We start from the raw sequence: 23,736 nt of genomic DNA on the forward strand, positions 1-23,736 counted from the left end.
GATGGAGAAGCTGTGAAACATCACAAGCCATTGCTGGCCTCCGTGGCCTTATCCGCTCTGCTGCTTTCCGGCTGCGCAGCCGCTGCCGGTTCCGTGTCCGCGCCGTCGGAGGTTTCGACGCCGGCCCCGTCCGCAGCTAAGCCCGAGGCAGGGAACACCGCCGGCCACGGCGACGGGCATCAGCGCGGGGGAACGTCCTCGCCCGGCGCCACCAAAGACGGTCCCAGTGACGCTGCCCTGATGGTCTGCGGAGACCAGCCAAAAGACAGGCTCACCTCCATCCTGGACCTGGACTCGGACCCCCACACCATCAACGACTGGGCTAACAACACCTTCACCTGCACCTACCACCTGAACGAAGGGTCACTGGTAATCTCCGTCCAGGAAGCCGCCGACAAGGCCTCGGCACTGAAATACTTCGACGCGATGCAGGCCCTCGCGAAAGAAGCCAAACCCATCGAAGGCCTCCCGAATCTGGGATTCCCGGCCTATGAAACCGCCGACGGCTCAGCCATTTTCCAAAAAGACAACTTCATCCTGCACGTGGACGCCACCGACCTGCCCGCCACCATCGGACCGGACAACATCACCAGGAACGCCCTGGCCTACCAGCTCTCCACCACCATCCTCGCCTGCTGGATCGAACACCCCTGACACACCCCCCGCACCACCACCCCGGAACCAACGAAAGGTTTCATCATGACCGCCAACATCAGAACAACCCGGGCGCTCGGACTCGCCGCAGCAGCGGCGGCGCTGGCTCTCTCCGGCTGCGGGAACCCCGGCACGTCCGGGCCCGGCACGACAGCAACACCACCAGCGGCAGAACAGCCAACATCGGCCCCCACCACTGAAACAACTCCCCCCACCCCCAGCCCGGCCTCTTCAACCGCCGCGGCGGCCTCGACAAAAATCCTGATCAAGGGCTTCACATACCAGGGAGCCGAAACCGTCAGCCCCGGAACCGAGATCACCGTCACCAACGAGGACATCGAAACGCACACCATCACCGCCGACACCGGTGCCGCGTTCGACGCGAACATCAAACCCGGCGCCGGCACCTTCACCGCCCCGACCAAACCCGGCACCTACCCCTACCACTGCAGCTTCCACGGCAACATGCACGGCACACTCACGGTGAAATGACACCCCACAAGACCTCCGCTGCCTAATGCGCCCGTACAGTGATTTGAGACAGGCGTTAGGAGGATCTGTTTCATGACGAATCGTCGTAAGTTCAGTGCCGAGTTCCGGGCCGAGGCCGTGGAACTGGTGGTTTCATCGGGCCGGCCGATTGCGCAGGTGGCACCCGAGATTGGGGTCGTGGAGGGGACGCTGGGGAACTGGGTCCGGGTCTGGAAAGAGGAGCATCCCGATGCTGGCGCGAAGGACCCTGGCCCGGTCGAGTGGGCGAAGTACAAGGCGTTGCAAGCCGAGAACGCCGAGTTGAAACGGGAGATCGAATTCTTGGGAAAAGTCAGCGCCTTCTTCGCTGCGAAGCAACGATAAGCGACTACTTCATGTTTATCAGTGCGGAGAAGGCCACTTTCCCGATCGACTGGATGTGCCACAAGCTCAAGGTCTCCCGGGCCTCGTTCTACCGCTGGCTGCTCCCGGCAGAACCCACGAAAACTCAGGTGCGCCATGACGAGCTCGACGCGCACGTGGTCCGCGTCTACGACCGAGAGAAAGGTAAGGCCGGGAGGGACCAGATCACCACGCTTTTGGGGCAGGAAGGCGTCAGCATCGCCACGGGCACCGTCGGGTCGATAATGACCGACCGCGGCCTGCGGGCTGTCAGGATGCGGGCGTGGAAGAAAACCACGACCGTTGACCCCGACGCCCGAACCGAGCACATCAAGAACCACATGCTCGACAAGAACGGGAAGCGCGATTTCACCTCCCTGGTCCCCGGGACCAGGCTCTGCGGCGATATCACCTACCTGCGAACAGGGTCGGGATGGCTGTATTTGGCGACCGTCATCGACTTGTCCACGCGAATGATCGTCGGCTGGTCGATGGCTTCTCACATGCGCACCAGCCTGATCATCGACGCCCTGACGATGGCTCGCGACCACGGCCATCTGGACGCGAACGGGGCGATTTTCAACTCGGACAGAGGCGCGCAATACACCTCTGGAGACTTCCAGAAGTGGTGCTCCACGAACGGGGTTACCCAGTCGATGGGAGCCGTGGGTGTGTGTTGGGACAATGCCGTGGCGGAGTCGTTTTTCTCCCATATGAAGACGGAAATGTACTACCAGCAGCACTTCGACAACCACCTCGCCGCGCGCACCGCGGTGATGGAATATATCGAATCCTGGTACAACCGGCGACGGCCCCACTCCCACAACGGAGGATTACAACCGGCCGCAGCTCTGGCCGCTTACCAAGACCGCCGCCAACTGGCTGCGGCATAGAAGAAAAACACATCAGACTGTCTCAAGAACTTGACGAGCGCATAACACCAGAGTGCCTCCTTGTGCAGCTTTGACTGCGGCCAAGGATGCCCCGTACGGGCGATTCAAGGAGCAGGCCCCCGTCCAGTCGGTGTTGGAGCGGTTTTTTCCCAAACGACGCCGATCCGGACCTCGTCGCGAAACGGCGCGGTGATCGCAACCGACTCCGGTTCAGTCTCCAACCAGTGACCGTTCGATGCCTCGGACCACACCGTCCAGCGCGTCGCCGACCTGCTTCAGGCCCCGCGCTCCACGATCACCTCTACACAACAAACATCGGACGACACCCCACCCCAGCGATGTGGCCCGGCGTAACAGCGATGCCGATCAGAACCTCGGCTACCGGGCCCCACCGGCTTAGCGTGACTTTCCCGAGCATTGGTCCTCAAGCCCCAACCCATTGGCAGCCGGTTGCACGCGACACACGTCAGCGGGCGGGGCCTGCTCGTCCGGCCCCGAGGTACCGCGTTCACTTTTTATGAAGATTCAATTACAGTGAATGTTCAATCAAGTCGAACAGAGGAGGGAAGATGCTGGAAAGTCGTATCAACATCATCGTTCAACATCTGACCCAGTACGGCATCGACGTACGCGTGGAAGACACCGGTTGGACCCGCCCCGCGTTCGAGCACCCGCTTCTCACACTGCAGCGGGAAGCCGAACGCCAGAAGTTTGTGATCCTGGATGATGCTCTGACGCAACGAGTCATTCCCTCGGAGAATCAGGCCAAGCCCCTGATTGCCCAGGGCTACATCGACGAAAGGCAGGCCAGAGGATATCGGGCACAGAATCTGAATTTCGTGGATGAGGCCGGTAATGCCTTCATTGCGTTCGGGAACGTCTATATCGACGTACGAGGCCGCCGCGTGAGCCGCCGAACTCCCGAGAGGAAGGACGCAGGGGCCGGCGTTTCCGCCTCGGGAGTGAATCTGTTCAGCGCACGCAGGTCGCGTCTGCTGTTCGTTCTGCTGACCTGGCCGTACGTCCCGCGCCTGACGATCAGGGAGATCAGCACGCTGTCCGGGGTTTCAGTGGGTCTTGCCCAGGAGACTCTAAAGCTCTTACAACGAGAGGAATATCTCTCAGTCGGGCCTGGCCCGCAGCTGTTGAGGCAACGCGATCTCTTCGAGCAATGGGTCATGACCTATCCTCATCAATTGGCCCCGCGGCTGTCGCTGGAGGCCTTCAGATCATCTGAACCGGGTCTTCATGGGCCATTGGCGCCAGGGATGGAAGTCAGCGGAGAAAGCGCCCTTCCCGAACTGCTGAATCCATCAAGCTTGACCGTCTATGTCGAAGAGTTCACACCCCGCATGGCCGTCGTCAATAAGTGGCGCAGGGATGAGCATCCGAATGTCTTCGTCAGACACAAGTTCTGGACGGATCCGAGCAGTCTCGACATCGAAGCCCCGACATTGGCCGGGAACCTGCCGACCGTTCCCAGCACTCTCGTATACGCCGATCTGCTCGCCAGCGGGGAACCCCGACAGCGCGATGCCGCCCTAATACTGAAGGAGCACGATGAGCGACTTGTCCGCATATTCCGCTCATGAGTTCGGTCCCTTGTGCACTGTCCTGCGGAGCGTTATGGACATCACCGCCAAACCGGGTGAGCCGATCATGCTTGTCGGCGCTTCGGCACGTGACCTTATCCACCGGGGTTTGGGATTTCACTCGGAGCTGGCCAGCACCACGGACATAGACATTGCCATCGCCGTTCCGGACCGTTTCGCCTACCAGTCGGTCATAACGAACCTTGAACCTGAGGGAGACACCCGGATTCGCTTTCGCATCGATAAGTGGTCCGTTGACCTCATACCCTTTGGAGGGATCGAGAACCCGTCGGGAACAGCCGTTCCCCACCCCGACGGACACACCGTGGACGTCTTCGCATTTCAGGAAGTCTTTGACGGAGCCGAACTGTACCGGTTGCCTGAGGGCATTGAAGTTCGGGTGCCGACGGCCGCCGGCTATGCTGCGTTGAAAATCAAGGCCTGGGTGGACAAGGGAGCCCTGGGATGGACGAAGCATGCCCGGGACCTCAGCTACGTATGTATGTGGTACCAGAACAGCCCTGGCCTCAACGACTCCCTCTACGACTACGAAAAGGACGCCGACCTTTTCGAGCTGGCCAACTTTGACCAGGATCTGGCCTCCACATATCTGTTGGGCAGACACATCCGCGCCACCATCGGGGACGACCTTGCCGCCCAGCTGGGGACCCTCTGGAACCCCGACAGCCGGAAACTCATGGCATCATCTGAACGAAACGACAGATTCCTCGCCTCGGCGAAGGCCCGGGACTATAGCACCAGACTTCAGTATTTCGATGCGATCCACGCTACACTCTCAGCTGTCCAAAGCCAGGGACACAACGATTGACCTGACAGTTCGGATTCCTTGATCTGCTCGGGTTCAGCCCCTGTAACCATCACCAGCGAAAGTGGTCTTGCGCGGTTCGATGGTCGTAAAAGGCCGAAGTCCCTTTTGCTGAGAAAAACCAGGGTGAGACGCATTGGTGAGATGAGCCTGGGTTTTGGAACCGCCGCGAATGCTGGGCTTCGGCCGGGCCCCGCTTGGCCGGCCCTCCGGTCCTGATAAAGGATCGTTAATGAGACCAATTGACTAACTTTGTTATTGAACTTGAGGCTGACCGTACGCGCGCCTGCTCCCTCCCTAGCCGGGGCCCGGCATGCCGAGGTCTAACTGACGGTGCCGACGGCATATTGTCTGATGCTGATCTAAAGTTGTGTGGGGGCTGCCATCACGCCTCAACCAAAACTAGTGGTGGGGGTCACCGAGAAGTGATAGAACGAATAATCGTCCGTGGATACCGCTTGTTCCGCGATTTCGAAATGGAACCGAATGCGGGCCTGAATATCGTCGTCGGTGGCAACGAGGCCGGAAAGTCGACGCTGTTGGAGGCAATCTCACTCGCTCTGACAGGTCGGGTAAACGGCCGACGCGCTGAGGAAGAGCTGAACCCATTCTGGTTCAACCAGGACATGGTGGCTGAGTATTTCGCGGCCATCGCAGCTGGTGAGTCTCCTGCCCCACCTGAGATTCTCGTCGAGTTGGGGTCTGAGGAGGATCGGTACGGAAATTCACGCTAACGGTGGATAGGTGTGGTTTCCGGTGTGAACGGTAAAATTTTGCGGATCTAACCGGTGGCGTCGCCCGCGCGTTTGATGGCACGGTAAACGGTTGAACGGGCGACGGCAAAGAGTTCGGCAAGTTCCGCCGTCGTGTGTGTCCCGGCTCGGTGGACCGAGACCAGGTGGGCTTCCTGCTTCTTGGAGAGCTTGGGTTGCTTCCCCCGCAGCCGGCCCTTTGCCTTGGCAACGGCCATGCCTTCCCGGGTACGCGCCCGGATCAGGTCGGCTTCGAATTCCGCGACCATGGCCAGGACATTGAAGAGGAGTCGGCCCACGGGATCGGTCGGGTCATGGACGGAGCCGCCGATGCTGAGCTTGACTTCACGGCGGGTGAGCTCATCGACAATGTCCTTCGCATCGCGCAGCGACCGGGCAAGGCGGTCGAGTTTGGTCACAACCAGGGTGTCCCCGTCCCGGCAGGCAGCCAACGCTTCCCTGAGTCCGGGACGCGCCCGGTTGGCGCCGGTGAGGCCCTGGTCGGTGAATGTCTTCTCCGGCGCCACCCCAAGGGCAACCAAGGCATTCTTTTGGGCGGTGAGGTCTTGGTCGTTGGTGGATACACGCGCGTATCCGATTAGCAGTCCGGTCATGGTTTTGAATGTACCGGTTGTCCCCCCTTCACCGGGCATATTTGCGGGCGGGTCTTACGGGAATCGAAGGGCTACGGAAACGCGCCGATTCTGTCATTTTCCGAAGTGGTCTGCACGGAATTTCTGAAGTCCTCTGCACTCGTCTCCAGTTGGGGGTGATTCTCAACGTAGTCACCGTCCGTGGACCTGTAAATGGGTGCTTGTGCTTTACCCGCAGTATGCGCCGGTCGAGGCGCTGTGGACGAGCTTGGCGTACTTGGCGAGCACGCCCTTGGTGAACTTGGCCGGGATCGGTTCCCAGCCTTCCTTGCGGGATTCGAGCTCCGTGTCGTCCACCAGCAGGTCGAACGTGCGGGCGGCGATGTCCACGCGGATCCGGTCCCCGTCCTGGACGAAGGCGATGGGGCCGCCGTCGGCCGCTTCCGGGGCGACGTGGCCGATGCAGAGTCCGGTGGTTCCGCCGGAGAAGCGGCCGTCGGTCAGCAGGAGCACGTCCTTGCCCAGGCCCGCACCCTTGATGGCGCCGGTGATGGCGAGCATCTCGCGCATGCCCGGTCCGCCCTTGGGGCCCTCGTAACGGATGACAACGACGTCGCCGGCCTTGATCTGGCCCTTGTCGAGCGCATCCAGTGCACCCTGCTCGCGCTCGAAGACGCGGGCAGTGCCCTCGAAGACGTCGGCGTCGAAGCCGGCGCTCTTCACAACCGCGCCCTCCGGGGCCATCGTGCCGTGCAGGATGGTGATACCGCCGGTCTTGTGGATCGGGTTGTCCATGGCACGGAGGATCTTGCCGTCCAGGTCCGGCGGGTTGATCGCCGCCAGGTTTTCGGCGACCGTCTTGCCCGTGACTGTGAGGCAGTCCCCGTGCAGCAGGCCGGCGTCGAGCAGTGCCTTCATGATGACCGGAACACCGCCGATCTTGTCGACGTCCGTCATGACGTAGCGGCCGAACGGCTTCAAGTCGCCCAGGTGCGGGATCTTGTCCCCGATGCGGTTGAAGTCCTCGAGCGTCAGCTCCACTTCGGCTTCGCGGGCGATGGCCAGGAGGTGGAGCACGGCGTTGGTGGAACCGCCGAAGGCCATGGTCACGGCGATGGCATTCTCGAACGCCTTCTTGGTCATGATGTCGCGGGCGGTGAGGCCGAGGCGGAGCAGGTTGACCACCGCTTCGCCGGACTTGCGCGCAAACACGTCACGGCGGCGGTCTGCCGAGGGCGGAGCGGCGGAGCCGGGGAGGGACATACCCAGGGCCTCGCCGATGCAGGCCATGGTGTTGGCGGTGTACATGCCGCCGCAGGCGCCTTCGCCCGGGCAGATCGCCTTTTCGATGCGGGTGAGGTCTTCCATGCTCATCTTGCCCGCGGCACAGGCGCCCACGGCCTCAAAGGCGTCGATCAGGGTGACTTCCTTCTCGGAGCCGTCCTCCAGCTTGACCCAGCCGGGCATGATGGAGCCCGCGTAGAGGAAGACACTGGCGAGATCCAGGCGTGCCGCCGCCATCAGCATGCCCGGGAGGGACTTGTCGCAGCCGGCCAGCAGGACCGAGCCGTCGATCCGCTCGGCCTGCATCACGGTTTCCACCGAGTCGGCGATGACCTCACGGGACACCAGGGAGAAGTGCATGCCCTCATGTCCCATCGAAATACCGTCCGAGACGGAGATGGTGCCGAACTGCATGGGGAACCCGCCGCCGGCGTGGACGCCTTCCTTGGCGCCCTGGGCCAGCCGGTTCAGGGACAGGTTGCAGGGAGTGATCTCGTTCCAGGAGCTCGCCACGCCGATCTGCGGCTTGGCGAAGTCATCGTCCCCCATACCGACCGCCCGGAACATGCCGCGCGCGGGCGCCGCGTGGATTCCGTCGGTGACGACCCGGCTGCGGGGCTTGATGTCCACTAAATGTGATGGTTGCATATTTTTCCTCCGGTGTTGATTTCAAGCTACGTATCGCTCTGAACGCTATGGGCAACGGGACGCGTCGAGGTTATGGGCAGTGTTAAGGGTTGCAGTAGTTGCAAAAACGCGGGTCGGCTCTTGGCGGGTCGGTTACGTCGCGGGTGGAGCGGTGCTCGCAGGTGAGGCATCCATCAATCTCAGCGCGGGTCTCGCTTGTTGGTGCGCCGCAAACCTTGCACGGGAGTCCCGCCACCCGCTCCACTTTCCAGAATCCCGGGGTGTCGCACGCCGGACACCGTGAGCGAAGTTTCTGTGCAAGGTCTTCGGCCGCGCGACGGATGGTTTCCATGCGCGTCGGATTGGCATGTGCGCGCATGTCGGTCTCGAGAAAAACCTTGCCGTTGGCCGACCGGGCCAGCGCCTTCGAAAAGTCGCGCTCCAGCTCGGGCCATGAGGCGATTCCCTTACGGATGCGATGGTCGTGCCCGCCTTCCGGCCGAACGACCAGGTGATGTCCGGGGAACTTCGATTCGCGTGCGAACCCTTGGGCCTCCGCCCAGTCCGCGGTCAGCAGGTGGAAGAAATTCGTCTCGCCTTCAGCTGTTCCAACGACCTCCAGTCCACGCTCACGGTCGATCCAGATCATGAGTTCGACGTTCCAGGGGAACATCCCCATGTACGGATCCGGGCCAAACGAACCCTCGTTGGCGATACCCAGCGGCAATCCCGACAATTCCATGCCCACCCGCGCCTTCCTGCGCGCAGCCTCAAGCTGTGTTCCTGCGCGGGGAATGTCACGGGTGAAAGTACCGAGCAGATCCGTGTCGTAGCCCGTGACGTGTTCAAGCCGGCAGCCGAGCGCACGCTCGAGCACCGGGACGATCACCCGCTCCTTGCCATGCTGGGTAAGCAGAGAAATCCGTTCACCGGCATATACGGAACGGGGGGTTGAATTACCGGACTCAGTGCTGACCACAACTGACCTTTCACTCCAGGGGGAACGACCGGGAACCGCAGGTTTGCGGGATGAGGGGCACATCCGGTGACGACTGCTGCTCCTGCCATCTTCCCCACCCCATGCCAACGTCAATCGCAGCAACCTGTCATGTGCAAACTATGGGTTGGAAAAGTCCCGGTGGTCGTCCACAACCGGCGACGTACGTCTTAGAATACATAAAGTTCTGATCGTGAATCAAATAGCGTGTGTTAATGGAATCCTGATGGGATGCCGGTGCCCTCGGATGGATTGCAGTCCCGGAACATTGGGGTGCGGGCCGTTTGCCTGCACCCGGACTTCGCAAAGCTGGAAACGAACAAGAGAGTCGCCACATGATCGATCCCATCATCCTTTTCTTCCTGCTGGGCGCCACCGCTGGTCTGCTGCGTTCGGAGTTGCGTCTACCGGCTGCGATTTACGAGTTTGTCAGTATCGTGCTGCTGCTGGCCATCGGGCTTAAGGGCGGTATCGAACTGGCCAGACAGCCTTTCGGCAGCCTGCTGCCGCAAATGCTGGCCGTCGTGGCGCTGGGATTCTTCCTCGCACTGGCCGCCTTCCCCGTGCTGCGCTACCTCGGCCGATTCAAACGCGCGGATGCCGCTTCCATCGCCGCCCACTACGGCTCGGTGAGCGTAGGCACCTATGCCGTGGCCGTCGCGTATCTTGGCAGCCGCCAGGTCGCGTTCGAAGAGCACATGCCCCTGCTTCTGGTGCTGATGGAAGTGCCGGCCATTATTGTGGGAATTGTCCTCGCCCGGGGTCTTTCACGCGAAACCCGGTGGAGATCGGTCGCCCACGAGGTTTTCCTCGGGAAAAGCATTGTGCTGCTCCTGGGCGGGCTGCTCATCGGCTGGGCGGCGGGGCCGGACGGATTATCTTCGATCGAGCCGTTGTTCTTCGATCTCTTCAAGGGATTCCTGGCTCTTTTTCTACTGGAGATGGGGCTGATCACTGCGACACAGGTAGGAAGCCTGCGCCGGCACGGGCCATTCCTGATGGCCTTTGGAATTGGTATGCCGCTCTTTTCGGCCCTGGTGGGGACCGGACTGGGCTGGGTCCTGGGCCTCTCCATCGGCGGCACGGCCGTTCTTGCGACACTGGCGGCGAGTGCTTCATACATCGCGGTCCCGGCGGCCATGCGCATTTCCGTGCCCGAGGCCAACCCCACCCTGTCGCTGGCCGCCGCGCTGGGGATCACGTTCCCGTTCAATGTCCTGCTGGGCATCCCGATCTACCATGCACTGGCCGTGTGGGCCCACACATTCGCGAAAGGATAGGACAGATGCAAAGTTATACACGCAAACTATTGACCGTCGTCACTGAAGCCGTACTTGAGGGAACGCTCGTTCGGGACATCGACCGGCTGAACGCCCATGGATACACCATCACCGACGCTCGCGGCAAAGGCCACCGCGGCGTCCGCAGTGCCGGCTGGGAAGCGAACAGCAACATCCGCATCGAGGTGGTATGCGACGACCAGACCGCCGGAGCGATTGCCTCCTACCTCCAGGAGCATTACTACCAGGACTACGCCATGATCCTGTTCGTGAGTGACGTAGACGTTTTGCGCCCGGAGAAATTCTAGACCCTGGCCGCACGGGCCCGGCGAACGTCCGGGGTGACGCGGCCTCAGCTCCGGGGACGCACGACCAGGACCGGGCAGACAGCGCGCCGGACACATTGGTCACTAACGGAGCCGAGCAGCATCCCGGCGAGACCGCCGCGCCCGCGCGATCCGACCACCAGCATGCGGGCCTCCTGTGAGATGTCTATCAGACTCTCGGCCGCGCTGGAGTGAACGGCCCTGGAGCTGACGGACACGGTGGGGTATTTGTCGATCCTCACGCCCGCATCCCGCACGAGCTCCCCACGCACGGCCGCGGCGTACTCGTCAAAGGACGGCACGTATCCGAACTCCCAACCGGGTGGCTGCGGGGCAGTAGCGATGGACCAGGCCCGCACGATGACGACGGGGACATGCAACTGGTCTGCGAGTCCAAGAGCCATGTCCAGGGCATAGCCTGCGCAGTCAGATCCATCATGTCCGACCACGATGCTGTCAGCCCGTGCCGGTATCAGTCCGTCACCCAAGTTTTCCTGGCTCACTGGTGGTTCTCCTTGCCGCGGGAGGCCGGAACCGCGGTTGCCGGCCAGTGGATGGCACCGCGGTCGCGGGCCAGACGCTCTATTGCGGAGGCAATACGGCGGGTCCGCCCGGACTCAGAGCCACCGCCCCGCCGAGACGCTCCAACCGGAGCGTCTCCTGATTCCTGCGCTGTAACGAAGCGGACCAGGGCGGCGCCCGTCGGGAAGCCCAACGGGGTCGCGCGAGAGCGATCAGCAAGCGGGCACCTGAACCGCGCGCCTGCGCGGCCGCCGCGGCCAGAACCTCCGCAGCGCCGGATTCAGCGACGACAACGCTAAGGTACGTCCGCCCCGCGGAACCCGCGATGGTACCGGGAAACACCACCGGGAAGTTGCGGTCTGAAACGTGCCTCTCGATTGTTCAAGAGCGAGCTCCTTCCAAACCGCCACCGCCAAACCACGGCCGGCCACCCCACCGCCCCGTGCGGTAGCGTAATATCTATACCAACGAACTTAGATTAGCGAACTATAGTTCTGATGTCTAGGGTGCGCGGGGTGGGCTCAGGGACGAGGACCGCGAGGAGTTCATCCAGTTCGTGACCGGCATCGACGGGATGGCGGAAGGGACGGCCCGTGGCGACGGTGTAGCTGTTGCGCCGCCCGGTCCGCGTCCTGGTGATATAGCCGGCCTCAACAAGGTCAGCTGTGATCTTCTGAGCTGCCCGCTCCGTCACACCCACCAGGGCGGCGACGTCGCGCAACCGGATCTGCGGGTCACGGGCGATGGTCAGAAGGACGTGGGCGTGGTTGGTGAGGAACGTCCAACGCGTTTCGCCGGCAGGCACGGCGGGTGTCCCTGAATCAAAATCCTTGGTTGCCATTTCAAGGACAATAGTCGATCGGACCCGCAGACGCCCGGTCGGCGGCCGGGAGCGCAGGGAAAGCAATCAGTCTCTATCAGCTAATGACAAGAAAGGCTACCAATGCTCGAAGTCAGTGCACTCCGCTGGATGCTCACCATCGGACTTATTCTCGGGCTGCTCGCCCTGGATCTTGGACTGGCCGCAGCCCGGCCCCACGTTGTCAAGTTCCGCGAGGCCGCAATCTCATCAATTCTGTACATTGCCGTGGCCATTGTCTTCGGACTGGTCTTCGCGATGCAGGTGGGCTGGGACTACGGCGCGGAATACTTCGCCGGCTACATCGTCGAAAAAAGCCTCTCCATCGATAACCTCTTCGTCTTCGTGATCATCATGTCGACCTTCGCCGTTCCTGAGAAGTACCAGCAGAAGGTCCTGATCTTCGGAATCGCGCTGGCTCTGGTCATGCGGGCGATCTTCATCGCCCTGGGTGCAGCACTGCTCCAGCTGTTTTCCTTCATGTTCCTAATCTTTGGCCTGATCCTGATTGTGACCGCTGTGCAGCTTTACCGGCACCGCAACGCCGACCCGGACGTGCAGGACAACGTGCTGGTCCGGGTGGCCCGCCGGACATTGACCGTCACCAAGGACTACGAGGGCGGCCGGATGTTCACCCGCATCGCCGGCCGCCGCGCGGTAACGCCGCTGTTCATAGTGCTGCTGGCAATCGGGAGCACCGACCTATTATTCGCACTCGACTCCATCCCGGCCATTTTCGGCATCACCGCCGAGCCGTACATCGTCTTCACCGCCAATGCCTTCGCCCTGCTCGGTTTGCGGGCCTTGTACTTCCTTGTGAAGGGCCTCCTGGATCGGCTGGTCTACCTCTCCACTGGACTGGCGCTCATCCTGGCCTTCATCGGCGTGAAACTGGTCCTGCACTGGGGCCACGGCCTCGATGGCCGGGTACCGGAAATCAGCACCAACACCAGCCTCATCGTCATCGCAGTAATTCTGACAGTGACCACAACCGCCAGCCTGATCAAGGTCCGCAGGGACCCCACCGCACGCGCCCACGCGGGTTCTCTCACAGCGGAGAAACCGTCCAATCCAGGGCCGACCGGCTGACCGGACATGGCCTTCCAGAACCAGCTTCAGCTCCTCAGGCCCAAGGCCTGTGGTGGCCGGCGAATCCGGCAGGCTGCAGAACTACAGGCAGCGGCTGATGTTTCGGTGGCGCTGGAATGGGCAGTCGTCGTGCTCGTGGTGACGCTGCTCATCATCGGCTACCTCGCGATCCGGCGCCTCGAGCTGCCGTTCCGCTACAAAGCCATGATCGCATTCGTTGGGGTGGGTAGCGGCCCGACACCCACCCGCCCAAAGGAGACTGCTTGCTGATCGTGCTCACCGGAATTGACGGTTCAGGAAAGACGACGGCGGCACGGGCCCTGGTTGATGCCGCCCGCCGCGCGGGCCAGGGCGCCCTGTTTCTCGGCAACTATGCGGGTCGCCGACAGATGTCCCTGATCAGTGCCAGGCTCGGGGTTCACCTGCCACCGCGGCTGGCGGACTTTCTGGAAACGACAGTCCGGACGCTCAACGTCCTGAATTCACACCGCCGCGCCCGACGATTTCCCGGCCTGGTGGTCATGGATCGGGACCTGCATTGCCAGCTCGCGCTGCGCCAGATGCACGGACTCTCCCGGGGCCGCGTGCTCCCGTTCCTCATCCGCGCGCTCCCCCAGCCCGACCTCGTCATCTACCTCGACATTGACCCCCACGAGGCCCACGCGCGGGTTCTTGCGCGGGGCACCGACTCCGAACGGCTCGAAGACCTTCAGTCCTTGGACGAGGCCTATCACTCACTCCCGGAATTCCCCCGGTTTGCCGTCATTCCCGCTGACGGGCCGCCTTCCGAGGTGCTGGCCCTGTTGCAGGCCGCCATCGCACAGGCCTGCGGAGGGCCGGCCGGGGAGCACTCCCCCCGCCGGCCCCCGCCTGAGTAGCCAGAACGAGGGACCAGCGGGTGCCGCAACTCAGCGCGCGAGGTACTCTTCGTGCTGCCGGTGCGCTTCCGCGACCAGCGCCCGAATCTTGTCAATGTCCTTGGCCTTGTTGCGGTACTTCGGATCCATGGTGAGAATCTGGGACTCTTCATCGGTCAGCATCCGGTACATCCGCTCGCGTTCGGACGCGTCAGCGGTGTATTCCAGGTCAAGGTAGTTGACGGCGTGCCGGCGTGCATTGTTGATGGACGTCTGGGCTTTGCCGGCCTTGCTCAGCAGCGACGCGACGACGGTCAGGACGAGCACCCCAACAATGACAGTCAGTGAGGTGGCCGTGCTGATCTCGACGACGGGAACGGGCTGGCCGTCGTTGATGAACGGCAGGTTGTTCTCATGCAGGGCGTGGAGCACCAGCTTGACCCCGATGAAGGCGAGAATCACCGCCAGGCCGTACGCGAGGTAGATGAGGCGGTCCAGGAGCCCGTCGATCAGGAAGTACAACTGGCGCAGACCCATCAAGGAAAACGCGGTGGCGGTGAAGACGATGAACACGTTCTGGGTCAGCCCGAAGATCGCCGGGATCGAGTCCAGGGCAAACAGAATGTCGGTTCCGCCGATGGCCACCATGACCAGCAGCATCGGCGTCAGCGCCCGCTTGCCATCGTGGATGGTAAAGAGCTTGTCCCCGTCGTAGTGCTCCGTGGTGTGGAAGAGCTTCCTGGCAATGCGGATCATGAAATTATCCGCCTCGTCGTCGCCGTGGGCGTCCGGCCGGAGCAGGTTACCCGCGGTGAGCAGCAGGATCAGACCGAAGATGTAGAACACCCATGCGAAGGAATTGATCAGCGCGGCCCCGAGGAAGATGAAGCCGGTGCGGGCGATCAGCGAGAAGACGATGCCGAAGAGCAGCACCTTCTGCTGGTCCTCGCGGGGCACCCGGAAACTCGCGATGATGATCAGGAAGACAAACAGGTTGTCGACAGAGAGGGCCTTCTCCGTGATGTAGCCGGCGAAGTATTCCGACCCCATCGCGGTGCCGCCGAAAATCCACACCAGGACGCCGAACAAGACCGCCAGGCCCACGTAGAGGGCCGACCACGCGGCCGCCTCCTTGAGCGTGGGCACATGGGCCTTGCGGATGTGGAAGAAGTAGTCGAAAGCCAGCAAGGCCAGAATGACGGCAATGGTGACTGCCCAAATAAGGGGAGAAACGGTCATGGTGCTCAACTTCCGTGAAGGATCCGGCCGGTTCGGTCCGGCAATTCGGACGATCTGAGAATTTTATGCGCTGGTGGCATCCTGCACCTCGCCCACAAGTTCCTCAATGATGTCCTCGAGGAAGAGCACGCCGGTGGTGTTGCCGTGGGCGTCGAAGACCCGGGCGACGTGGGCTCCGGTGCGGCGCATCGTGGCCAGCGCGTCCTCAAGTTCGCTGCCGCTGAACGCCGACGCCAGCTTCCGGGATCCGCTTGGCGGGGACCGCGTCGCTGAACGCGGCCGGCGTCGCGAGGTCCATAACGTCCTTGAGGTGCAGGTAGCCGGTGGGGGCTCCGTCGTCGTCCGTGAGGATGTAACGGGAGTAGCCGTGCGCCGCGACGGCCCGCTGGATGTCCGCCGGCGTCGCCGAAGAGGGCAGCAGCACCATCTCAGCGATCGGCACTTCCACGTCGGCGACGGTCTTGGCCGTGAACTCGAAGGCCGCCGTCAGGGTTCCGCTGGTGTCCGTCAGCATCCCGTCCCTGGTGGACTGCTCCACAATGTTCGCGACTGCTGTTCCGCACCCACCAGCACGGCCTTGGGCATGGTGCCGGTGAACGGGGCAAGCTGTTGCTCGACCACTGCACGGATGCGCTGTGCCTCACGGGTTCGTCCGGACTGCTGATGCATTTCATAGACGGCGAAGGTGGTGTTGATCAGCTGCACCATTTGTCCCACAAGTCCGGCGACAATGACCAGTTACGGCTGTAACTTTTGCGACGCCGCTGTCATTCTCCTCTAAGTCGTCTGCACGAAATGTCCAGAGTCGTCTGCACGGCCACTACATGTCCGCGAGGGGATCCTGTCTTGGGACGACCCTGTGACCGGAGCTCGACCTCACGATCGGCCTAGTCAGCTGCTCCACGGTTGAGGGTATGAGGCGGGCGGCACGGTCTTGCGCCGGCGCTGACCGGGCCCGGCTCGTCAACCCACGCGGATGCCATTGTCTTGTCGTGTCCGGATGAGGCGACCGGTGAACTTGCCCGACGAGGTGCCTTATCTGCGCCATCGTAGGTGCCTCGAGTCCGAGGTGTGGGTCTCGTGCATCCGGTAGCCGGGCCATGGATGGAATGCCTGGCAGATGCAATCCTGCAGCACGCGTCAATGCGATCGGCGAAAGGTCGCGAAGACGAAAAGCAGGCCGCCGACGAGTGCGGTCGAGATGCCTAGGGCCAGGATCTCCTCGGGTGAGGGCCTGGAAATGAGGCGCTCCAAATATCGGACGGCAAGGACCAGGACCAGGGTGCCGGCTATCCGCCCCTTTAGGTGATCAAAGGAGGTGGTGGTCAACGACGGCGGAAGATCGAGGTCGTGCACGAACAGCTCCCAGATCCCAAAGCCGACGATGAGCAACACGGTCGCGATCAGGATGGAATCGATGCTCTCGAACAGTTTCACCAGGGCCGGATCGGAGGACAGGCCTTCTACGGCCAAGATGTGGACGAACGTCACTGCCTTGCCCAGGGCCCAAAGGTAGGTTACGGCCGAAAGGAACAGCGCAGTGGCTGCCCCGATGACGGCGACGTACCGGATGTGTTCGATAGCCAGGCGCCGGCGCCGGCGGCGGGATGTCGGGTCGTTTTCCGGTTGCGGCACTGAACCGTCCGTTCGGGGCTGCATCGGGTCCTCTCGTCTGAACCTTAAGGCTTCCGTGCATTACTCGCGCGGACTGCGGCCTCCTGCCTGTCGCAGTAATCCGATCGTAACGGCCGCGGGCGGAACCGGCTCATCTTTTCGACAAAGGCGTCATCGTCCGCCTTGAGGCGCGGAGTCAACGCAAGTGTCCTTGATTCCTTGTTCCCAGATCAAGAGTGGCGGTCTTGCGCGGTGCGGTCCATGTTTGCGGGCACTTCGGAGCAGGTCTGGGTAAGAAAGCACCACGGCCACCCGGGCACTGCTCCGACATCGTCACTTCCGGGTCAGGTGCGGGTCGTAAGGAGCCAGAGAAGATACCCGAGGTACAGGACGACGAAGAGCCCGCCTTCAAAACGGTGGACCCTCCGCCCGCTGAGGAATACGGGGATGCACAGCAGCACCGCCGCGGTCATCAGGGGCAGGTCCACCTGGACGAGCTGTTCGGAGACGGTGATTCCGCCCGGGGCGGTCAGCGTGGTCACCCCGAGGATGAACGCAATGTTGTAGACACTGGAGCCGATAAGGTTTCCGACCGCCACGTCACGGTCGTTTCGCACGGTGGCGACGAGAGTCGTCACCAGCTCCGGCGCAGAAGTGCCGATGGAGACGATAGTCAACCCGATCAGGGCGTCGGATACACCCAGCTGCTGGGCGAGGTCCACGGATCCGCCCACCAACCCGTGTGCCCCCAGGACCACCACGGCGATGCCGGCCACGAGCAGAACAATATCCACGAGCTTGCCCTTCGGGGAGGGCCGGGGCGGCGGGGCGTATTCGGCTTCATACTCCGCGCGTACGGACGCCAACTCCCGCCGGCTAACACGCAGGATCACGGCCGTGTAGATCAGTGCGATGGCCACCAGCAGCACGCCGTCGGTCCGAGAGAGCGTCCGATCCAGCGTCATCAGCAGCAAGCTGATGGCTGCCAGTGCCATCATGGGTAGGTCGAAGCGGAGGATCTGACCGTGCAGTGTCAAGGGGCGCAGCAGAGCGCTGAGCCCCAGGATGAGGAGCAGGTTGACGAGATTGGTGCCGGCGATGTTGCCGACCGCGAGATCCCCGGCACCGACCCACACTGCGTCGACGCCGACGGCCAGCTCCGGGGCGCTGGTGCCGATGGAGACCACGGTCAGCCCGATGACGAGGGGAGACACACCCAATCGGGCTGCCAATCGAGTGCCTGCACGGAGCACGAGCTCGGCTCCGGCGATCAAGGCGGCCAACCCAACCACGATGAGCATCCAGCTCCCCATGAGACCCTGAACCTCCCAAATCCGATAGATTCCGAAAATCGTCGCAACACCTGATCATCTCAGGAGCTGCAATGGACCCCCAAGGGTCCAGGAACCGCCCTGACGTGCGCGTCCGTGGAGGCACAAGTCGCGCTCGTTGCAAGGACTGAGCGGCAGATGCTCACCATCCCGAGTCTGTTGACTTCGTCACCACCTTCGGAACGTTCCGATTCTCCTGCGGAACGCCGCGCCATTGCTGCGGACCTGACGTCCCTGCACAATTTGCTTGCCCGTTCCTCGAACAACATCAAGAAACTCGCACGGCAGGCAAACGCTACGGGCGAATTCCCCGCAGAACGAGCGGAGCACTGACCACCACCCGAGCACAGCAAGCCTGGCGGGAGATCCACCTCAGAGACACATGCGAACCTTGTTTCGCGAGTTTATGTGCTTTAGTCTGGCTGTATCAGTTTAGCCCCGCCAACGGCAGTGGCAAGAGGAGTTCCTGTGTCGGACCTGATCCCGTGGTTTGCTCTGGCCTTGTGGTCCGCCGCCATCGCCCTGCGGTTGCATCCGCGAACTCGTTGCTGGGCCCCGCGCGGCATCGTGGGCAGCGCGGGAACGAGGACCTGCGGGCCTGTCCATATCATCCGTCCCCCTGACGGGCCGGTACCTCGATGACCCGCCACGAATGGCGGCAAGTTCCGATGTGTACCTCATGCCGGCTGATTGTCCACCGCTTCGTCTACCTCAAGGTCGGCCTTGCCCTGGTGTTGATCCGGATGGCAAACAAGACGATGCTCAAGATGGACTCGAGTACACCCCCATCAACCTCTCCGACCGGATACCACACCAGACACCACGAGGAATGAACAGTAATGGCAATCAAGGACGACCAGTCATCCCACTTCCTTCCGGCGATTGGCGCGAAGGACGCGCCTCTGCGGGATCCGCACCTGCAGACCGCGACCGCCGTGGCAGAGTCGCTGGGCGTCAATTCCGCGCAGGGACTCGGTGAGGCAGAGGTTGCCCGACGACGGGAGCTGACCGGTGAGAACCGTTTGGCCGAGCGGCCGCGGCGGCCAGGCTGGCTGCGATTCCTCGACCAGTTCCGTAGCCTACTGATCCTCATCCTGCTCGGTGCCGCGGTTCTCGCTGGCGTCGTCGGGGACCTCAAGGACACGATCGTCATCCTGATCGTGCTCCTGATCAACGCCGTGATCGGCTTCGTTCAGGAGAACAGGGCGGAGCGCAGCCTCGAGGCGCTGCGCGACATGCTGGTGCCCACCGCACGGGTCCGCCGGGACGGGTCGGTGCGGGTGGTCGGAGCGGTCGAGCTTGTGCCGGGTGACCTGGTCCTGCTCGAGGCCGGAGACCGGGTGCCGGCCGACGGACGGTTCCTGGTGGCGGAGTCGGTGGAGATCGACGAGTCCGCACTGACCGGGGAGTCTCAGCCGGTGGCCAAGGACACCTTGCCGGTGGGCGCCGCTCCCGGTGAGAAAGTGCCGCTGGCCGACCGCACCGGCATGGGCTACATGAACACCGCGCTCACCCGCGGCCGGGCCGAACTCGTGGTCACCGCCACTGGCGCGCAGACCGAGGTCGGCGCGATCGCGGAACTGCTTGCGAGCGGCGAGGAGCCCAAGAGCCCGCTGCAGGTGCAGTTGGATTCACTGGGCAAGCGGATCGCCCTGATCGGCGGCATCGCCATCGCCATCTACGTGACCATCGCCCTCGTGCGCGGCGAGCCTTTGGGCGAGCTGGCGCTCACGGCGGTGGCCCTCGCCGTGGCCACGGTGCCCGAAGGTTTGCCGGCCGTCCTGGCCCTCACCCTCGCCCTCGGCGTCGGTCGAATGGCCCGGCGGGGAGCTATCGTCAAGCGGCTCGCCTCGGTGGAGACCCTGGGCTCGGCTACGGTCATCTGCAGCGACAAGACCGGAACGCTGACGCTGAACCAGATGACGGCCCGTGCGCTGGTGTTCGCAGGGCAGCGGATGCGCATCGACGGCGAGGGGTATTCCCCGACAGGCTCGATCATTGCCGAGACCGCCGGGCAGCGGACCGGGGATGCCGGGCGTCTGCTGGAACCGTTCGTTCTGTGCAGCGACGCTGTGCTGGCTTCCCCGGGGGCGGGTGGCCGGGCTGGCATCGTCGGCGACCCCACCGAGGGCGCGCTGGTCGTTGCGGCCGTGAAGGCCGGGATCGACGCCCCGACGCTGCGTGCGGCGCACCCGCGGGTGGCGGAGCTGCCCTTCGATAGCGCCCGCAAGTTCATGGTGACCGCACACGAGGAGGACGGCCGCATCCGCGTCTACCTCAAGGGCGCTCCCGACGTACTCCTCGCGCGCAGCACGGCGTTACTCACCGCCGAGGGAGTTCGTGACCTCGACGCCGCCGGCCGGGACCAGCTGGCAAGCGAGGTCACAGCCCTCGCGTCGAGGGGTCTGCGGGTGCTGGCCGCCGCGACGACGCTGATGGACGACTTGCCCGCCGCCGGTGATCCGTCGAACGCCGACGCGCTTGAGCACCGGCTGACCGGCCTGACGCTGCTCGGCCTGGTTGGCATCGCTGACCCGCCCCGTCCGCAGGCCAAGGACGCCATCGCACTCGCCCACCGGGCCGGGGTCTCGGTCAAGATGATCACCGGCGACCACCGGGACACCGCGGCCGCCATCGCCCGGGAGCTCGGCATCCGTGGCGAAGTTGTCACCGGCGCCGAGCTGGACCGGATGACCCCGGAGGAGCTGTCGGAACGCGTGGAGAGCATCGGGGTGTTCGCCCGGGTCGCCCCGGAGCACAAAGTCGCCATCGTCGGGGCGTTGACGGCCCTGGGGCACGTGACGGCAATGACCGGCGACGGCGTCAACGACGCGGCAGCCCTGCGCGCGGCGCATATGGGTGTGGCGATGGGGATCACCGGCACCGAGGTGACCAAGGAAGCCGGCGACATGATTCTCACCGACGACGACTTCGCCACCATCGTCGCGTCGGTCCACGAGGGCCGATCGATCTACGACAACGTGGTGAAGTTCGTCCGCTTCCAACTGTCGACCAACATCGGCGCCATCCTGTCCTTCCTCGGGGCGACCGTGGCCGGGCTCCCGGCACCGCTAACCGCCATCCAGGTGTTGTGGGTCAACATCATCATGGACGGCCCCCCGGCGATGGCCCTGGGCGTTGACCCCGCCCGACCAGGGCTGATGGACGAACCGCCGCGCAGGGCAACTGATCGGATCCTGGACCGGACCCGGCTGCTACGGATGTTGCGGGCTGGCGCCGTCATGGCGGTCGGCACCCTGTCGGTGCTCACCCTGGCCGAGGGGGCCTACGGCGCCGCCGTGGCGTCCACCATGGCATTCACCACGTTCGTCCTCTTCCAGTTCTTCAACGCGCTCAACGCCCGGGCCGAGCGGCAGACGGTGTTCACGCGGCATCTGTTCACCAACCGCTGGTTGTGGATCTCCTTCGCCGCGGTCCTGGTCCTGCAGGTCCTCGCCGTGCAACTGGCCCCGCTCCAGGGCATCTTCGACACCACGTCGCTCTCCGCCACCCAGTGGCTGATCTGCCTTGCGGTGGCCTCCTGCGTCCTCGTGGTCGAGGAAACGATCAAGCTCGCACATCGGGCGGGGAGGAGCGCTGAGACGACAGCTGGCCGGGGTTGCTGGTGCGGCGAGGGCTAGGAAATCCCCCACCCGCACGTGCTCCTCCAGCGGGTGCCGAAAGCGGTTCTGATCCACCACGGTGTACCGGTTCCGACGACCCACCCGCTCGCGGACGACATACCCGGCTTCCTCCAGGTCGCGAACGATCATTTGGACGGCACGTTCGGTGATGCCGACTTTGGCGGCCACATCCCGCATCCGCGACTGAGGATCACCGGCCAACGCGACCAGCACGTGCCCGTGGTTGGATAGGAAAGTCCAGGATGGAGAAGTCTGCATGCGAAACATGATACGTGTTTTGTGTTACGTAGATCTATGGGCGTTGCCGCCCGCGGACATATCGGACCGGAGCGGTCCCGCGCGCTGCCCCTGCTCCGCAGCGTCGTTCCCATGGCCGCCCCCCGCAACGCCCGGCAGTTTTCTGATCAGAAGTTCCGGGCGGCTTCCGGTCAACCCGCTGGTGCCGATGCCGGTGCGGGTCGGGGCAGCCGACGTCGTGTTCGCCGTACTCGGTCTGAAGGCGATGTACTTCCTGCGGGCCGAGCTGGTGTACCGCCTCGCCCCCTCCACACCGGCCTATCCAGCGGCCCCTTCCGCGGTCCCGTCCTCAGGGCCTGGTCCCTCGCCGCGCGGCGTCCTTCCCGGTCTTCTCCGAGGGGACCGGGACTCCGAACCCTGGAGGGAACGGCGGCCGCCCACCCACACCACGGACAAAGCACCCCCTTGGAACCAGCACCGAAAGGGAACGATGATGGACACACCCGCCCGCCAACGCCCCGCCCCCTTGCCGCGGTTCACCGATGGTCCTGAGGGAAGGCAGTGGCCCGCCGCGCCGCGGCCCTCGCCTGCGCGCAACGACGGCCCGTCGTTCTGCTGGGGCCCCTCGCGGAACCGGCCTTCACCACCGACGCCGCCATCGCAGCCCGCCTGTACCGGGAAGCGCTGCGGGAGGCCGAAACCGTCGCGGCACGGGTGCACCCCGCCCTGGACGCCACCGGCGTGTTGTTCCATTTACAGTTGGTGCGGTACCGCGCTTGCCCCTTCCTCCGCGCGTCTCAGGCCCAAGCCATAGCCATGGCCTTGGCCCGCGCCGCCCGCCGGGCAGGGGCGGCCGTGCTCATCACCCCATCGGCGTTGCCGGTGCCCTCCCTCAAACACGGGCCGAGGTCGTGTTCGTCGTAGCCGGTGCGGCGTCCAGGAGCCATGAAAGTACGCCGTCCGACCGTTCGGAGATCACCTCAGCGACCATTCACGCAGCGGGGAGCTGCGCTGGAACCCGCCACCCGATGCCGCCCCGCCTTCTGCCTAGCCACAACCAAGGGCCATTCGCCGCCTACGGCAACCGGCTCCGTTGACGCGGTGCCGTGCACCACCTCGATCCCGAATCGCCGAGGCGGGGATACGCGGGAGTTGGCCACCACCACCATGCGCCGACCCGCCCCCTGCCTCTGGTCGGGTCGTGAGCCCTCTACTTCCGAAGGGATAAACACGAAGTGCCTTCCACTTTCCGTCCCGGCGACGGGACTCCTCTACCAGCGACGGACCATGCAGACGGTTCCGGGCCGCGGCCCCGGGATCAGTCCCAGCGGCGACAGTGGACACTGCTCACCAAACATGCCCACGTACTGCTGGTCGTGGCCGGTTCCCCTGACGCACTGGTTAGCGAGATTGCCGGCAGTGTTGGGATCACCGGACGTGCGACGCTGAGCATCCTTAAGGACCTCGAGACCGTCGGCTACCTCACCCGCCACAGGGTGGGACGACGCAGCCACTACACCGTGGACCCCCACCGACGCTTCCACCACCCGGCAACCGCGACACACGAGATCGGCGAGTTGCTGGCGCTCTTCGCTCCCACGCCGTCCAGCCCGGCACGGCGCGGGCCGCGAGACATGTAGGGAGCTG

At 63.7% G+C, this 23,736-nt stretch carries 21 protein-coding genes and 3 pseudogenes; 13 read left to right on the forward strand and 11 right to left on the reverse strand.

Annotation, left to right across the window (positions count from 1 at the left end):
* Nucleotides 1–42 precede the first annotated feature (42 nt).
* The 6 genes and pseudogenes from ASPU41_RS21020 to ASPU41_RS21050 all read left to right on the forward strand — a co-directional run.
* Nucleotides 43–654 carry a hypothetical protein gene (locus ASPU41_RS21020; RefSeq protein ID WP_231941621.1) on the forward strand — a complete coding sequence of 204 codons (612 nt, stop codon included), beginning with the start codon at nucleotides 43–45 and terminating at the stop codon, nucleotides 652–654.
* A gap of 45 nt (nucleotides 655–699) precedes the next feature.
* Nucleotides 700–1,146, forward strand: coding sequence for a cupredoxin domain-containing protein (locus ASPU41_RS21025; protein WP_069953020.1), 447 nt, complete (start codon nucleotides 700–702; stop codon nucleotides 1,144–1,146).
* A 72-nt stretch (nucleotides 1,147–1,218) separates the two neighbouring features.
* Nucleotides 1,219–2,420, forward strand: a protein-coding gene (locus ASPU41_RS21035; RefSeq protein ID WP_157357179.1) for an IS3 family transposase whose coding sequence is annotated in 2 segments (ribosomal slippage) — nucleotides 1,219–1,471 and nucleotides 1,471–2,420 — 1,203 coding nt in all. Because the reading frame shifts where the segments join, the coding sequence is not laid out codon by codon here.
* Nucleotides 2,421–2,989: 569 nt separating this feature from the next.
* Nucleotides 2,990–4,012, forward strand: a complete 1,023-nt coding sequence (locus tag ASPU41_RS21040; RefSeq protein WP_069953022.1) for a type IV toxin-antitoxin system AbiEi family antitoxin — start codon at nucleotides 2,990–2,992, stop codon at nucleotides 4,010–4,012.
* A 34-nt stretch (nucleotides 4,013–4,046) separates the two neighbouring features.
* Entirely contained in the window at nucleotides 4,047–4,841 is a 795-nt protein-coding gene (locus ASPU41_RS21045) for a hypothetical protein (RefSeq protein WP_069953023.1), read from the forward strand.
* A 422-nt stretch (nucleotides 4,842–5,263) separates the two neighbouring features.
* Nucleotides 5,264–5,482: pseudogene (locus ASPU41_RS21050) on the forward strand (AAA family ATPase); the annotation flags it as partial.
* Nucleotides 5,483–5,619: 137 nt separating this feature from the next.
* Here ASPU41_RS21050 and ASPU41_RS21055 read toward each other — a convergent pair.
* The 3 genes from ASPU41_RS21055 to ASPU41_RS21065 all read right to left on the reverse strand — a co-directional run bounded on the left by ASPU41_RS21055 (nucleotide 5,620) and on the right by ASPU41_RS21065 (nucleotide 9,073).
* Entirely contained in the window at nucleotides 5,620–6,204 is a 585-nt protein-coding gene (locus tag ASPU41_RS21055) for a recombinase family protein (RefSeq protein WP_069953025.1), read from the reverse strand.
* A gap of 207 nt (nucleotides 6,205–6,411) precedes the next feature.
* Nucleotides 6,412–8,115, reverse strand: a complete 1,704-nt coding sequence (gene ilvD, locus ASPU41_RS21060; protein WP_069953026.1) for a dihydroxy-acid dehydratase — start codon at nucleotides 8,113–8,115, stop codon at nucleotides 6,412–6,414.
* An 82-nt stretch (nucleotides 8,116–8,197) separates the two neighbouring features.
* Nucleotides 8,198–9,073: a DUF6671 family protein gene (locus ASPU41_RS21065; protein ID WP_069953027.1), complete on the reverse strand. Its 876-nt coding sequence runs from the start codon at nucleotides 9,071–9,073 to the stop codon at nucleotides 8,198–8,200.
* A gap of 353 nt (nucleotides 9,074–9,426) precedes the next feature.
* On the opposite strand from ASPU41_RS21065, the gene ASPU41_RS21070 reads away from it, so the two are divergent.
* Together ASPU41_RS21070 and ASPU41_RS21075 are read left to right on the forward strand one after the other, a co-directional pair.
* On the forward strand, nucleotides 9,427–10,371 hold the full coding sequence (locus ASPU41_RS21070) for a sodium-dependent bicarbonate transport family permease (RefSeq protein WP_069953028.1): 945 nt from the start codon (nucleotides 9,427–9,429) through the stop codon (nucleotides 10,369–10,371).
* A 5-nt stretch (nucleotides 10,372–10,376) separates the two neighbouring features.
* Entirely contained in the window at nucleotides 10,377–10,679 is a 303-nt protein-coding gene (locus ASPU41_RS21075; protein WP_069953029.1) for a P-II family nitrogen regulator, read from the forward strand.
* 44 nt (nucleotides 10,680–10,723) lie between these two features.
* Here the strand turns inward: ASPU41_RS21075 and ASPU41_RS21080 are convergent, their stop codons facing one another.
* Together ASPU41_RS21080 and ASPU41_RS21085 are read right to left on the reverse strand one after the other, a co-directional pair.
* The gene (locus tag ASPU41_RS21080; protein ID WP_231941627.1) at nucleotides 10,724–11,200 is read right to left on the reverse strand and encodes a universal stress protein; all 477 of its coding nucleotides are present in this window, start codon (nucleotides 11,198–11,200) and stop codon (nucleotides 10,724–10,726) included.
* A 497-nt stretch (nucleotides 11,201–11,697) separates the two neighbouring features.
* On the reverse strand, nucleotides 11,698–12,060 hold the full coding sequence (locus tag ASPU41_RS21085; protein WP_069953030.1) for a helix-turn-helix transcriptional regulator: 363 nt from the start codon (nucleotides 12,058–12,060) through the stop codon (nucleotides 11,698–11,700).
* Between the two features lie 102 nt (nucleotides 12,061–12,162).
* Between ASPU41_RS21085 and ASPU41_RS21090 the strand changes: the two genes are divergently transcribed.
* From ASPU41_RS21090 to ASPU41_RS21100, 3 genes are read left to right on the forward strand one after another with little or no spacing between them, the layout of a single operon-like run.
* Entirely contained in the window at nucleotides 12,163–13,167 is a 1,005-nt protein-coding gene (locus tag ASPU41_RS21090) for a TerC/Alx family metal homeostasis membrane protein (RefSeq protein WP_069953031.1), read from the forward strand.
* A 6-nt stretch (nucleotides 13,168–13,173) separates the two neighbouring features.
* Nucleotides 13,174–13,437, forward strand: coding sequence for a hypothetical protein (locus ASPU41_RS21095; RefSeq protein ID WP_069953032.1), 264 nt, complete (start codon nucleotides 13,174–13,176; stop codon nucleotides 13,435–13,437).
* Nucleotides 13,431–14,045 (forward strand): dTMP kinase, encoded by a 615-nt coding sequence (locus ASPU41_RS21100; protein WP_069953033.1) that lies wholly within the window; start codon nucleotides 13,431–13,433, stop codon nucleotides 14,043–14,045. The genes ASPU41_RS21095 and ASPU41_RS21100 overlap by 7 nt, the downstream gene beginning before the upstream one ends.
* A gap of 30 nt (nucleotides 14,046–14,075) precedes the next feature.
* Here the strand turns inward: ASPU41_RS21100 and ASPU41_RS21105 are convergent, their stop codons facing one another.
* From ASPU41_RS21105 to ASPU41_RS21125, 5 genes and pseudogenes are all read right to left on the reverse strand, one after another.
* Nucleotides 14,076–15,263, reverse strand: a complete 1,188-nt coding sequence (locus tag ASPU41_RS21105) for a TerC family protein (RefSeq protein ID WP_069953034.1) — start codon at nucleotides 15,261–15,263, stop codon at nucleotides 14,076–14,078.
* A 63-nt stretch (nucleotides 15,264–15,326) separates the two neighbouring features.
* Nucleotides 15,327–15,813 (reverse strand): annotated as a pseudogene (locus tag ASPU41_RS21110) (CBS domain-containing protein); the annotation flags it as partial.
* Nucleotides 15,771–15,971 carry a hypothetical protein gene (locus ASPU41_RS21115; RefSeq protein ID WP_069953035.1) on the reverse strand — a complete coding sequence of 67 codons (201 nt, stop codon included), beginning with the start codon at nucleotides 15,969–15,971 and terminating at the stop codon, nucleotides 15,771–15,773. The pseudogene ASPU41_RS21110 and the gene ASPU41_RS21115, both read right to left, overlap by 43 nt.
* Before the next feature lie 432 nt (nucleotides 15,972–16,403).
* On the reverse strand, nucleotides 16,404–16,898 hold the full coding sequence (locus ASPU41_RS21120) for a YqhA family protein (protein WP_197515888.1): 495 nt from the start codon (nucleotides 16,896–16,898) through the stop codon (nucleotides 16,404–16,406).
* A 323-nt stretch (nucleotides 16,899–17,221) separates the two neighbouring features.
* Nucleotides 17,222–18,178 carry a calcium/sodium antiporter gene (locus tag ASPU41_RS21125; protein WP_083266770.1) on the reverse strand — a complete coding sequence of 319 codons (957 nt, stop codon included), beginning with the start codon at nucleotides 18,176–18,178 and terminating at the stop codon, nucleotides 17,222–17,224.
* A gap of 869 nt (nucleotides 18,179–19,047) precedes the next feature.
* Here ASPU41_RS21125 and ASPU41_RS21130 point away from each other — a divergent pair.
* Nucleotides 19,048–21,849 (forward strand): cation-translocating P-type ATPase, encoded by a 2,802-nt coding sequence (locus ASPU41_RS21130; RefSeq protein WP_083266754.1) that lies wholly within the window; start codon nucleotides 19,048–19,050, stop codon nucleotides 21,847–21,849.
* A gap of 63 nt (nucleotides 21,850–21,912) precedes the next feature.
* Here the strand turns inward: ASPU41_RS21130 and ASPU41_RS22395 are convergent.
* Nucleotides 21,913–22,119, reverse strand: a pseudogene (locus tag ASPU41_RS22395) (helix-turn-helix transcriptional regulator); the annotation flags it as partial.
* A gap of 1,313 nt (nucleotides 22,120–23,432) precedes the next feature.
* Here ASPU41_RS22395 and ASPU41_RS21150 point away from each other — a divergent pair.
* Nucleotides 23,433–23,729, forward strand: a complete 297-nt coding sequence (locus tag ASPU41_RS21150; RefSeq protein ID WP_069953101.1) for a transcriptional regulator — start codon at nucleotides 23,433–23,435, stop codon at nucleotides 23,727–23,729.
* Nucleotides 23,730–23,736 lie beyond the last annotated feature (7 nt).

The organism is Arthrobacter sp. U41 (assembly GCF_001750145.1).
Lineage (GTDB): Bacteria > Actinomycetota > Actinomycetes > Actinomycetales > Micrococcaceae > Arthrobacter.